The organism is Paraburkholderia xenovorans LB400 (assembly GCF_000013645.1).
Classification (GTDB): domain Bacteria; phylum Pseudomonadota; class Gammaproteobacteria; order Burkholderiales; family Burkholderiaceae; genus Paraburkholderia; species Paraburkholderia xenovorans.
The window spans coordinates 36,915-49,278 of sequence record NC_007953.1 but is presented as its reverse complement, the minus strand read 5'-3'; the positions used below and the strand labels follow the sequence as shown (position 1 = coordinate 49,278).

At 65.0% G+C, this 12,364-nt stretch carries 11 protein-coding genes; 2 read left to right on the top strand and 9 right to left on the bottom strand.

Annotated elements, in window-relative coordinates; translation table 11 throughout:
* Positions 1-36 precede the first annotated feature (36 nt).
* The 3 genes from BXE_RS36955 to nikR all read right to left on the bottom strand — a co-directional run bounded on the left by BXE_RS36955 (position 37) and on the right by nikR (position 3,640).
* Positions 37-2,502: a TonB-dependent receptor gene (locus BXE_RS36955; protein ID WP_011493228.1), complete on the bottom strand. Its 2,466-nt coding sequence runs from the start codon at positions 2,500-2,502 to the stop codon at positions 37-39.
* Positions 2,503-2,591: 89 nt separating this feature from the next.
* Complete coding sequence (locus tag BXE_RS36950) at positions 2,592-2,969, bottom strand: DUF2946 domain-containing protein (protein ID WP_011493227.1); 378 nt, start codon at positions 2,967-2,969, stop codon at positions 2,592-2,594.
* A gap of 212 nt (positions 2,970-3,181) precedes the next feature.
* Positions 3,182-3,640 (bottom strand): nickel-responsive transcriptional regulator NikR, encoded by a 459-nt coding sequence (gene nikR / locus BXE_RS36945; RefSeq protein ID WP_011493226.1) that lies wholly within the window; start codon positions 3,638-3,640, stop codon positions 3,182-3,184.
* Between the two features lie 140 nt (positions 3,641-3,780).
* On the opposite strand from nikR, the gene BXE_RS36940 reads away from it, so the two are divergent.
* Both BXE_RS36940 and BXE_RS36935 read left to right on the top strand, forming a co-directional pair.
* On the top strand, positions 3,781-4,845 hold the full coding sequence (locus tag BXE_RS36940; protein WP_011493225.1) for a HoxN/HupN/NixA family nickel/cobalt transporter: 1,065 nt from the start codon (positions 3,781-3,783) through the stop codon (positions 4,843-4,845).
* Between the two features lie 144 nt (positions 4,846-4,989).
* Positions 4,990-5,373 carry a hypothetical protein gene (locus BXE_RS36935; protein WP_011493224.1) on the top strand — a complete coding sequence of 128 codons (384 nt, stop codon included), beginning with the start codon at positions 4,990-4,992 and terminating at the stop codon, positions 5,371-5,373.
* A 25-nt stretch (positions 5,374-5,398) separates the two neighbouring features.
* Here BXE_RS36935 and BXE_RS36930 read toward each other — a convergent pair whose 3' ends face one another.
* The 6 genes from BXE_RS36930 to BXE_RS36905 form a co-directional block, all read right to left on the bottom strand.
* Positions 5,399-6,076 carry a nucleotidyltransferase family protein gene (locus BXE_RS36930; protein WP_011493223.1) on the bottom strand — a complete coding sequence of 226 codons (678 nt, stop codon included), beginning with the start codon at positions 6,074-6,076 and terminating at the stop codon, positions 5,399-5,401.
* Positions 6,073-7,113, bottom strand: coding sequence for an XdhC family protein (locus tag BXE_RS36925; RefSeq protein WP_011493222.1), 1,041 nt, complete (start codon positions 7,111-7,113; stop codon positions 6,073-6,075). The genes BXE_RS36930 and BXE_RS36925 overlap by 4 nt, the downstream gene beginning before the upstream one ends.
* A gap of 10 nt (positions 7,114-7,123) precedes the next feature.
* Positions 7,124-8,326: a vWA domain-containing protein gene (locus BXE_RS36920; protein ID WP_011493221.1), complete on the bottom strand. Its 1,203-nt coding sequence runs from the start codon at positions 8,324-8,326 to the stop codon at positions 7,124-7,126.
* Positions 8,320-9,213: an AAA family ATPase gene (locus BXE_RS36915; RefSeq protein ID WP_011493220.1), complete on the bottom strand. Its 894-nt coding sequence runs from the start codon at positions 9,211-9,213 to the stop codon at positions 8,320-8,322. Before BXE_RS36915 ends, BXE_RS36920 begins: the two co-directional genes overlap by 7 nt.
* Before the next feature lie 15 nt (positions 9,214-9,228).
* Complete coding sequence (locus BXE_RS36910; RefSeq protein WP_011493219.1) at positions 9,229-9,849, bottom strand: SRPBCC family protein; 621 nt, start codon at positions 9,847-9,849, stop codon at positions 9,229-9,231.
* Between the two features lie 100 nt (positions 9,850-9,949).
* Positions 9,950-12,361, bottom strand: coding sequence for an aerobic carbon-monoxide dehydrogenase large subunit (locus BXE_RS36905; protein WP_011493218.1), 2,412 nt, complete (start codon positions 12,359-12,361; stop codon positions 9,950-9,952).
* Positions 12,362-12,364: the final 3 nt, after the last annotated feature.

Here is a 12,364-nt window from a genome sequence, read left to right as displayed (position 1 = left end):
GGCACATCGAACGCGACCGTGCCCGGCGCCACGCAGTCAGAAGTCGTACTTCAACTCCGCGTAGAACGTGCGCTGCGGGAACGGGTGATACAGGAAGTACTTGCGGTTGTTGAGATTGTCCACGCCGAGCGCGCCGCCCCAGTGATGGTCGTACTGGTAATGCACGCGCGCATCCATCACGAAGAAACGCTGAAAGCCCATGAACGTTGCGGGGTTCGCGTCGCTGTTGTCGACCGTGGCGAAGAGGCGCGAACTGTAACGCGCGGCGAGCGTGTACGCCCAATGCGCATCCGGCCGGTACGTCGCCGCGAGCGTCGCGCGCCAGCTGGGAATGTACGGCACGCGCTTGCCGACCGCGGTGTCGCCCGGACTTGTCGCGCGGAAGCCGTCGTCGGAAAGGATGTCGGAATTCGTATAGGTCAGATTGCCGGACAGCGAGAGACCCTTCACGACTACGTCGTCCTGCTGGCCGGCGAGTTCCACGCCGGTCTCGCGCGTTTTACCCACGTTCTGCGTGAACGAGACCGGCGTCGCAAAACCGGGGACCAGCGCCGTCTGCGAGATCAGCGCGTCGTAGACGTATTCGTCGAACACGGAAAGCCGCAGGTGGCCGCTATTCGTGTCCCGTTCGAGCGCGAGTTCGCCAGACCATACGTCCTCGGGCTTCAGGAACGGATTGGCCTGCAGGAAGGTCGCGCCCGTCTGTACGGTCTGGTAAAGCTCGCCGACCGTCGGAAAACGCAACGCACGGCCGATCGAACCCGTGACCGACCATGTGTCGGTGAGCGCGAGGTTCAGCGACGCCTTCGGCGAGAAACCCGACTTGTCGACGCCAGGCTGCGTCACCGAAACGCCGGCGCCGTTGCTGCCGGTCGAGAAGTTGAACCCGTCGTACGCGCGCCACCATTCGTAGCGTCCGCCGAGCGTCGCCGTCAGCGCTGGCGCAACCCGCCATACGTCCTGTGCCCAGATCGCACTGGTTTCGGTACGGCCAAGCGAGTTGCTGTAGAGCGAACCATTGCCGCCTGAAATCCAGTCGGCGGTGTTGAAGGTCGGACTTTCGAGGCGGAACTGGTCATAGTGCGCGCCGAAGCTGACGATGTTGGCGCCTTGCATGCCCTGGGGACGCCATGTTCCCTTCAGGTCCAGCGTGCTCCAGCCGGTGCCGCTCATGTCGGTGGTGCGTCCCGCGCCGCCGGTGAGCGCCGCCGGATAGAGTCCCGTCGACAGGCGGCTCAGATCCTGCAGGTAATCCATGTTGCTCACGATCAGTTGCCAGTCGAACCGCCCCTGCGTGTGCGTGCCGACGTCGATACTTTGCATCAGATGCTCCTGCTCGACGTTGTTGCTGGAGAACTGGCCGGCAAGCGTGCTGGCGCTATAGGCGAAGCCGCCGAGGTTCACCGGGCCGCTGCCCGCACCGTAGTACGGCGCGCCGTTCGCGTCGTACAGGTATGTTTCGGCCTGTGCCTTCGACCGGTTTTGCCAGTAGCCGAGCGTATACGTCGCACTCAGCGTCGGCGTAAAGTCGTACGCGAGCTTGAGCGTCGCGTCGTCCTGGATCGTGTGAATGAAGTTACCCGCGCCGATCACCTGGATCGCGCCACCGGTCCGGTTCGTATCAGCAAAGCCGCCGCCGATGACCGGCAGACCCGCGCCCGCGGGAGTCTTCGACTGGCTGACGGTGCCGAACGTAAGCGGCTGCGAGAAGCTGTTCAGATGATTCGCGCTGAACCACCATGACAGCTTGCCGATGCGGTCGCCGAGCGTCGCGCTGTACTGCGCGGCCGGCTCGCCGGTGTGAGTGCCGTACTGGCTGAAGTGCTGTATCGCGCCGGTGACATCGACGCTAGCCTCGAAATGCTTCGGCATCCGCGTCGTGATCTGCGTGACGGCGCCATATGAGTTGCCAGGCAAGCCGGCGGCAAACGGGCCATACATCACGTCAATGCGGTCGATCTCCTGAGGCGCGACCATGAACCACTGGGGCGAGCCGTTCTGGTTATTGTTGTTGATCAGCGGGGTCAGCAGCACCCCGTCGGCATAGACGAGGCTGCGCGCGCTCGCGTTGATGCCCGTGGTGCGCGTGGCCATCGGCGCCTGGGTATCGCCGATATAGCGCTTGCGCACGAGAAGGTCCGGCAGATACTTCAGCGCGTCCTCGGTATCCGTCATGTTGATCGTCTCCGCGATCTGCCTGGCCGTGACGCTTTCGGTGGTTTGCGGCAGCAGGTTCTTTTCCGCGTAAGAGCGCGAGCCGCTCGTCTGGCCGCTCACCTGGACGGCGGGCAGCGTCAGGGTAGCGGCATCCGTGGCGCTCGCCGCAGCGGCCTCCGGCGCCGACGCAGCGCTGCCGGTAGCCGCAACGGCCTGGGCGGAATCTCCGGCAGCCGCCGCAGCGGCGCCGTGGATCGCGCCGAGAACGACGATGGGCAGCAGGGTACGGACTGAATAACGCGTCGACGCAGGCAACGCCGCGTCGCGCAGACGTAAAGTGTGCATGTCGAAAACTTCCCCTCAAATCGTGACGGCTCGCGTCATGCGAGCACGCAGCAGCGTCGCGAGGCGCCCCGACAGGGCGTCGCGTTTCTTTACAGGCTGATTTGACGGAAAGCAGGTGGGGCGCGCGGCTGGCCGGATGGAAACGCGCCAATCGGCGTGAAGCGGGTGCATGGCACGGGCAAGGCCAGCAGCATCACCAGCACGATCAGCACGGCTTGCGGCGCCGGCAGCGTTGGCACGCCCGGCTGATCGGCTAGCAGATCGCAATAACCGCAAGCCGCGAGCGTGCCGCCGTGATCATGGAGGGCTGCGTCTGCCGGAGGTAGCGTCGCGGAGCACAGGATTGCGTCGGGATTGCCCGCACGCGCCGAAACCAGCAACTGACTCACGACCGGCGCGAACACGATGAGGCACATGGCAAGAATGCCAAGCCATGCAATCAGGTGTTTGCGGGCGTGAGTGGTCATGGGATCACGTGACGGTAGCGCCCGGCAGTTTACCATTGGAAAAAGCGCCGGGGCCATCCGCGAGTGAGCGCTGTCGGAGTTCTTCGTCGCCGAACGCGCCCGTTCAGATTTCCGTTGGCCATGCGCGGTAGCGCGGGACGGAATCGCTGTCCGCGGTCCAGGGACGGATGAGGGAAGGCTGGCCCAAGGGCCGGGCGCGCGATGCGTCCGGTTCAAACATGCAGATGATCGTGCTGCCCGGACGCGGCGCCATGATGATGCCGCGCACGTTCGATCGACACGGGAATCGTATGCAGCCGCGCAAAGCGCACTCCGCGCTGGCTGGCGATACTATCCGCGAAGGCCGCCACCTCTTGCGAACGCCCTTGCAATACCGACGACTCCAGCAGGCTGTCGTGATCCAGATGAACTCGCATGCTCGCGACCGCCAGATCGTGGCGCTCGTGATGCGCCTGCGTGATGCGGCGCGCGAGATCACGCGTGGCATGGTCGTACACGTAAGTGAGCGTCGCGACGCATTGTTCGCCGGCAGCGCCGGCCGGTTCACGCGCCTGACTCTCGCGAACCAGATCGCGGAAAGCCTCGGAGCGGCTCGTATATCCTCGCTGCTCGACCATCGCGTCCACGATGGCAAGAAGGTCGTCGTCGATCGTCATGGTGATGCGTTGCATGGCTGCTCCTACGGTGTGCGTGTCGATGATATCGCATCGAAATTCCGTATGATGATTTTTGGCAAAGGTATTATCCGTACTCGTCACAAAGTCGGGCAGTGCTACTGCTGGAACATGTCCGCCTCTATTTGGGAGTTTCGATGGCCAATCCGGTCAGGGCACTGTTTGGGGACGAACGAGCGCATCTCCGTCGGAAAATCGGCGGGCTCTACCTGCTGCTGATCGCCTTCAATGTCGGTGCCTGGGTGTGGGCATTCGTGGCGTTTCGCCCCTATCCGCTGTTGATGGGCACGAGCCTGCTCGCGTACTCGTTCGGCTTGCGGCACGCCGTCGACGCCGACCACATCGCTGCCATCGACAATGTCACCCGCAAGCTGATGCACGACGGTAAGCGCCCCTTCACGGTCGGTCTGATGTTCTCGCTCGGTCACTCGACGATCGTGGTGCTGGCATCGGCGGGCATTGCCGCGACGGCGATGGCGCTGCAGACGAAAATGGCCGGTTTCAGGGAGATCGGCGGCCTGATCGGCACACTGGTATCGAGCTTCTTCCTGTTCGCGATCGCGCTGATGAACCTGGTCATTCTCCGCTCGGTGATCCGCGCATTTCGCCGCGTCCGGCGCGGCGAACCCTATGCGGAGGAAGACCTCGACATGCTGCTCGCCGATCGCGGCTTTTTCGCGCGGATTTTCCGGCCCCTGTTCCGCCTGATTACGAAAAGCTGGCATATGTACTTTCTGGGCTTTCTGTTCGGACTGGGCTTCGATACCGCAACGGAAGTCGGTGTGCTCGGCATCTCGGCGGCAGGCGCCGCGCAAGGCATGCCGATCTGGTCGATTCTGGTTTTTCCCGTGCTGTTCATGGCGGCAATGACCTTGATCGATACGACCGACAGCATTCTGATGCTCGGCGCGTACGGCTGGGCGTTCGTCAAGCCGATCCGCAAGCTGTACTACAACATGACGATCACGGCCATTTCGGTAGTCGTGGCGTTGCTGGTCGGCAGCATCGAAGGACTGGGTCTGCTGGTCGACACACTGCAACTGAGCGGCCGTTTCTGGAATGCGATCGGCAGCCTCAACGACAACTTCGGCGTGATTGGTTATGTGATCGTCGGCGTGTTCGTGGTCAGCTGGCTGGTATCGGCGGCCGTCTACCGATGGCAACGCCTCGATGAGCTCGAAGTCCGCTCCCGGCAGGTTTGAGTGAGCGGCGCGTGGCAGCAAAAGCCTTGTAAATCCGCCGGAGCCGCGACACAGCCGCGACACACCAGCACGGCTTCGACGGGGGCTGCCATGCCACGCGAACTTCTGTAAGCTTATTCTCGCCCAGCCAAGGACTTTACGCCGATGCCCTCCGCCGTCCGCAATTCGCTCCTCTGGATCTTCGACGCGTTCGAGCGCGATTCGACCTACCTTTGCAAGCGGATGTTCGGCTGCGATGCCGCCTATATCGACGGGCTGTTATGTCTGGTCGCCGCCGATCGCGGTGAACCGTGGAACGGGCTGCTGGTGTGCACGTCGCAAGAGCGCCATGCCGCACTCATCGCTGAAATGCCCGCTTTGCGCCCGCATCCGGTACTTGGGAAATGGCTGTATGTGGCGCAAGACGATCCGGCCTTTGAAGTCGTCGTGGCAAGAATGACCGCGCTCGTGCTCGCGCGCGACCCGCGCGTAGGCGTCGAGCCGAAGCCGCGCAAGCACCGCGGCAAAGCCACGCTGCCCAACACGTAAGCATCGCCGGCCGTGCCTGCGCGCGCTAGCCGTGAGGGATCAGCGGCGTTGACATTCGTGCATCGCTCAACCGGGCCTGGATACGCGCATAGTCGTCCGGCGTATCCATATCGGTCGTGAAACGGTCGTGCGTGGCCTCGTGAATAAACACTTCGTCGGCATGTTCCGCAATCAGTTTGCGGCATCCCGGATTCACGTGACCGCTGACCACCTCCGCGGCATAGCTCGCGGAAAACACCACCGGGTTGCCGCGTTGCCCGTTGAAGAACGGCACCAGGATCGACCCTCGCGGCATCGCGGCGAACGCGTCGATCAACTCGCGGTAATCGGCGGCGTCGAGGAGCACCTGATCGGCAAGGCACACCATCACCATGTTGCAAGGCGCGGTGAGCGCGGCCACGCCGGCGGCGACGGAAGTCATCTGTCCTTCCTCGTAACGGGGATTGCTCCGGAATGCAACCGGCAGCCCGTCGAGCGCCTCCATCACGGCCCGCCCCTGGTGGCCGGTGACCACCACGATTTCCGCCGGGCCCGCGCCAACCAGCGCGCTCACCGTGCGCCTGACCGCCGGCTGGGTGTCGAGCGGCAGCAGCAGCTTGTGCTGGCCCGGCATCCTCGACGACAGGCCAGCGGCCAGCACCACCGCTGAAAACACCGGTGCCTCGCGCGGCGCGGCGGCCTTCCATGCATCCGTATCGCTCATGTGTTCTCCAGTTGGGCCTTGCGCTGCGCGATCGCCAGATATTTGCCGGGCCTGCGCTCGAACTCGAGCTTGCAACAGTCACAGCAGAAATAGATACGCTGCCCGCCGTAGTCGAGCACATGTTTTGCCGATGCGATCTCGACCGCCATCCCGCACACGGGGTTCAGGTAACGCGCGCTGGGCGCTTCACACGGCGGCAACGCCGCTACCGCTTCACCGCTGACGAGATGCCGCGCATCGGCGTCGGCAGCCGTCGCCTGCTCCAGTTCGCGACGCAGCGTCACGAGCCCGGCGACCGCGCCCAGTGCGATCTCCTGCGGCGTGTGCGCGTGGATGTGCGGACCGGCAGGGGCATGCAGTGCGGCGAGCCGCTCCGGTGCGATGCCGCGCACCCGCATCGCGTCGCGCAACCGCTCCGCCTTGCGCTGGCTCGCAACCAGCAGCACCGCCGCAGCCGGGCTGCGCAATGCGGCTTCGAGCGCGTCTTCGTCGCCGTCGCCCTGAGTGGCGACCAGAATCAATCGCGGTTTGATCTGCTCGAACACGGCCACGTCGAAACCTTGCACGACCCGCGACAAACCAAGCGCAGCGAACGGCGCCGTGACGTTCGCCGCCGCGCTGACACGCAGGCCGACGCGCTGCGCCAGCTCGCAGGCTTCCAGCGCAGTGGGTGTCGAGCCCAGTACCAGCACCGCCGGTGCGGGCAAGGTCGGTTGAATGAATAGTTCGAGCGTGCCGTTGCTCGCACAGGGCATCGCGTGCGCTTCGACATCCGCTTCCGGCCGGCCAGGCTCGTTGCTGATGCGTACACGCTTCGGCAGGCCTGCGCGGAGGGTCTGTTGCGCAGCCTCGATCACGATCGCCCGCGAGCAGCCGCCGCCGATCCAGCCATGCAACGCGCCGTCGCTTTCCACCAGCGCTTGCGCGCCCACCCACGCCGAGGTGGGCGGCGCCGCGCGAATCACGGTCACGACGGCGAACGGCCGCGCCTCTTCAATCAGCCGCTGTTCGAGTTGCAGAAGGGTTTCGTCGTTCATGGCAGGACGCTCATTGCAGAACCGACAGCACTTGCGGCAGCACGCGCTCCAGACTCGCGAGATCGCGCGCGCCGGCCAGCAGATCGATATAGGGAAGCGCTGCCTGCATGCCGGCGCTGGCCGGCGCGAAATCCGCACGGCTCGCCAGCGGATTGAGCCACACGACACACCGGCACCGGCGCCGCATCGTGGCGAGCGCCTGCTGCAGGCGTTCGGGTTCGCCCGCATCGTAGCCATCGCTCACCACCACGACAGCCGTGCGCGAATGGAGCAGCCGCGTGGCCTGCTGCCGATTGAACTCGTCGAGACTGTCGCCGATACGGGTGCCGCCCGCCCATCCGGCCGACAGCAATTGCAGGCGCTCCTGCGAGCGCCACGGGTCCGGGTCGCGCAGCGCCTGTTCGATGGCGACCAGCCGCGTGTGGAAGATGAAGCAATGCACGTCGGACACTCGCGCGCTGAGCACGCGCGCGAGCCGCAGATAGAAAAAGCTGTACAGGCTCATCGAGCGGCTCACGTCGAGCAGCAGGACGATGCGCGGCCGCAGCCGCCGCTTGCGCCGCCAGCCGAGCTCGAGCGGCAGGCCGCCGCGCGAGACGCTGCGGCGCACCGTCCAGGCCATGTCGATCACGCTCCCCGCGTTCGCGCGCCGTTCGCTGCGCAACTGGATGCCTTGCAGGCGTTGCGCGAAGCGCCGGATCGCGGTGTCGATGGCGAACAGTTCGTCGGGCTGGTTCAGGTGGCGGAAATCCGCCTGCGCCAGCGACGCTTCCCCGCAGGCGCCCTGCTCGGCCGTGCTGCCGTCGGGCGGCGCCGCGCCGCCGCCCGACGCCGGCGACAGCGGCGCGCCTTCGCTGCCGTCGCGCTGTCCGGCAGCGGGGTCCGGCTCGATCCGGCCCGCGCCGCCAGCGCGCGTTTCGACCTGCTTACGGCGGTTCGGCGCGAAGAAATACGCATCGAACAGTTCGTCGAAGCGCCGCCACTCCTGCGCGCGCGAACACAGCAACGCGCGCAGGCTCCAGCGCAACACCTGGCTGTCCAGTTGGCCCATGCGCAGCGCCACCTCCATCGACGCGGCCACGTCGCTGCCCGTCACCTGAAAATCGTTCGCGCGCAGCCAGCCTGCGAAGCCGGCATAGCGAGCCGTCAGCGCCTCTTCGAGGCCCGAGGGTTGGGGACGTGGCGCGGCGGCGCCGTCAATGCCGGTCAGCATGACGCCACCAGTTTTTCGACGACCGGCCGCGTCAGACCCGCCTGGTCTTCGCGTGTCTTGACGAGCGCGGCAAGCGAATCGATGATCCGCTCGACACCGTCCGCGTCGATTGCGCTCACGCCGAGGCGCAGCAAAGCGGCCACCCAGTCGAGCGTTTCGGCAAGTCCGGGCTTCTTGCGCAGATCCATTTGCCTGACCGACTGCACGAATTCGACCATCTGCCGCGCGAGTTTCTCCGGTACGTCGGGAATCTGCGTGCGCACGATCAGCAGTTCCTTCTCGAAGCCCGGATAGTCGACGTACTGGTAAAGACAGCGGCGACGCAACGCATCGGAGATTTCGCGCGTGCCGTTGGAGGTCAGAATCACGAACGGCCGCTCGGCGGGGCGGATCACGCCCAGCTCCGGAATCGACATCTGGAAGTCGGACAGCAGTTCCAGCAGATACGCTTCGAATGCTTCATCGGTGCGGTCGATTTCGTCGATCAGCAACACCGGCGCCGGTGTCGTGGTGATTGCCTCGAGCAGGGGCCGTTTGAGCAGATAGCGCTCGGAGAAGATGTCCTGCTCCTTGTCCGGAATCGGCCGGTCATCCTGCTCGAACAGTTTGATCGCCAGCAGTTGATGCTGGTAATTCCATTCATAAAGCGCGGAATGCGCGTCGAGGCCCTCATAGCATTGCAGCCGGATCAAACGCGTGTCCAGCAGCCGCGCGAGCGCCTTGGCGACTTCCGTCTTGCCTACCCCCGCCTCGCCTTCGAGCAGCAGCGGGCGACGCATCTCCATCGTCAGCAGCAGGGCCGCCGCAAAGCCGCGCCCGGCGATGAAGCCGTGCCGCGCAAGCTGCTCCTGCAGCTTGATGACATCGTGCATGCGGTCGGTCGCCATGATCGCTGCGCGTCCTCAAGCTGTCTTGCGGGAGAAGATCCCGCGCAACCAGTCGCGCACCACGGCCCATGCGAGCGCGAGGCCGTTCAGTTCGGAAGGCGGCGCGGCGGTGTCGGGCGTCGCTGCAGGCGGCTGCGTCTGCGGCTGCGCTGCGCCCCCCGGCAGCGCGGTCTGCTGCGCCTGAACGGCCGGCAGCCGTGCCGCGAAGTTCGCCACGAACTGCCGGAGCATCTGCTCCGATACCGGCCCCATCAGCCGGCCGCCGAGCGAAGCGGCCTTGCCGCTCATCGTCACTTCGCTCTTGCCGGTCAACTCGCAGCTCTCGCCGGTTGCCCGCACCGCGGCGACCAGATCCATCGAGGCCGCCGAGGTTCCGCTTGCATCTGCACCCTTGCCGGTCAGATGCAGCCTGCGCGACGCCCTGTCGAGATCCAGCACTTCGATGTCGCCCTTGAACGACATCGTGGCCGGCCCGAGCCGCACCGTGATCGTCCCTTTGTAATGCGTGGCGTCGACGCGTTCGGTAATCTTCGCGCCCGGCATGCAGCCGGCCACCGCCTCGATGTCCTGCATCAGTTGCCACGCGCTGTCCGCCGTGGCGGCCAGCGGAAACACCTTTTCGAGTACGACTTTCATCGGACCACCCTTTGCATGTGCGGCAGGCAGCGCAGCGGTTTGCGTGCATCGAGCGCCGCACTCCCTGGCATAGCCATAGTCATCGCCACCGTCACCGCGGTCACTGCCGCGCGAGCCCAAGCACGCGGCATTGCTGCCAGACGCGATACGCGTTGTGCGGCATGTTCATATGCGTGACGCCCAGATGCGCGAACGCATCGACTATGGCCGCCGTAAAGCACGGAATCGAGCCCACGTGCGGCGATTCGGCCACGCCCTTCGCGCCGATCGGATGATGCGGCGACGGTGTCACCGTGAAATCGGTCTCCCAATGCGGTGTTTCCGCCGAGGTCGGCACGAAGTAATCCAGCAGCGTGCCGCCCAGCAGATTGCCGGCCTCGTCGTAGGGCAGCTCCTGGCCCATCGCCACCGCGAAACCCTCGGTCAAGCCGCCGTGAATCTGCCCTTCGATGATCATCGGATTGATCCGTGTACCGCAATCGTCGAGTGCGTAGAAGCGGCGCACCCGCGTTTCGCCGGTATAGCGGTTCACCTCCAGCACGCACACGTACGCACCGAACGGAAACGTGAAGTTGGGCGGGTCGTAGTAATCGACAGCCTCCAGCCCCATTTCCAGCCCCTCGGGGACGTTGTTATAAGCCGCCCACGCGACTTCCTTGATGGTCTTGAACTGTTCCGGCGAGCCTTTGAGCACGAAGCGGTCGAGGTCGAACTCGACGTCGTTGGGACTGGCTTCGAGCAGATGCGCGGCGATCTGCCGGGCCTTCTCGCGAATCTTGCGCGACGCGCGCGCGACCGCCGCGCCCGCCACCGGGGTCGAGCGCGAGCCGTAGGTGCCGAGCCCGTATGGCGCGGTGGACGTGTCGCCTTCTTCTACCGTGATCAGCGAGGCGGGAATGCCGGCCTCCGACGCGATGATCTGCGCGTAGGTGGTCTGGTGCCCCTGCCCTTGCGTGATCGTGCCCATTCTTGCGATCGCGGAACCGTCGGGATGCACGCGAATTTCACACGAATCGAACATGCCGACGCCGAGGATGTCGCACATCTTCGACGGCCCGGCGCCGACGATCTCCGTAAAGTTCACGACGCCGATGCCCAGCAGCCATTCGGCAGTGAGATCCGCGCGCCGCGCTGCCTGCTCGGCGCGCAGCGCCGGATAGTCGACGGCGGCGAGTACCTTGTTCAGCGCCGGTTCGTAGTCGCCCGAATCGTATTCGAGTCCGAGCGGCGTCGCGTACGGAAACTGCTCCTTGCGGATGAAATTGCGCAGACGGATTTCGGCCTTGTCGATACCGAGCTTTTGCGCGAGCACGTCGACCATCCGCTCGATCAGATAAACCGCTTCTGTCACTCTGAACGAGCATCGGTACGCAACACCGCCCGGAAACTTGTTGGTATAGACGCCGTCGACCGACACGAACGCATTCGGGATCGCATAAGACCCCGTACAGACATGGAACATGCCGGCGGGCCATCTGGTGGGGTCGGCGCATGCATCGAACGCGCCGTGATCCGCGGTGACATGCACGCGCAGCGCCTTGATGCGGCCGCCGCGATCCGCCGCGAGTTCGCCGGTCATGTGATAGTCGCGTGCGAACGCCGTGCTGCTCAGATTTTCGGCGCGCGATTCGATCCACTTGACTGGCCGCCCCAGCACGATCGACGCGACAATCGAGGTCACATAACCCGGATACACGCCGACCTTGTTGCCGAAGCCGCCGCCGATATCCGGCGAAATGATGCGGATTTTGGACTCGGGAATCGCCGACAGCAAGCCGACCACCGTGCGCACGACGTGCGGCGCCTGCGAGGTGATATAGACCGTCAGATCGCCGCGCGCCTTGTCGAAGGACGCGACGCAGCCGCAGGTCTCGAGCGGGCACGGATGCACGCGCGGGTACAGCATCGCCTGCTTGACCGTGACTTCCGCGTTGTCGAACACGCGGTCGGTCTTGTCCTTGTCGCCGACCTGCCAGGTGAAGATGTGATTCGGGTGTTTGCGCGCACCATGAGCACCGGCCTGCTTGTCCTGGATGTCCTCGCGGATCACCGGCGCATCCGCGGCGAGCGCCGTTAGCGGATCGACCACGGGCGGCAGCTCCTCGTATTCCACTTCCACCAGCTCGGCCGCATCGGCGGCCACATAGCGGTCGTCGGCGACGACGAAAGCAACTTCCTGATTCTGGAAGCAGACTTTTTCATCGGCCAGCACGGCTTGCACGTCACCAGCCAGCGTCGGCATCCAGTGCAGCTTGAGCGGCTTCAGGTCGGCGGCGCTCAGCACCGCGTGCACGCCCGGATGCGCGAGCGCACGCGACTTGTCGATCTTCTTCACGCGTGCATGCGCATACGGACTGCGCACCATGACGCCGAACAGCATACCGGGCATCTTCACGTCGTCGACGTAGGTGCCCTTACCCTGAATGAAGCGCGGATCCTCACGGCGTTTGCGCGCGCAGCCCATGCCTTCCAGCGCGGCGAGACGGTCGAGATTGGTGTCGAGATGGCCCATCAC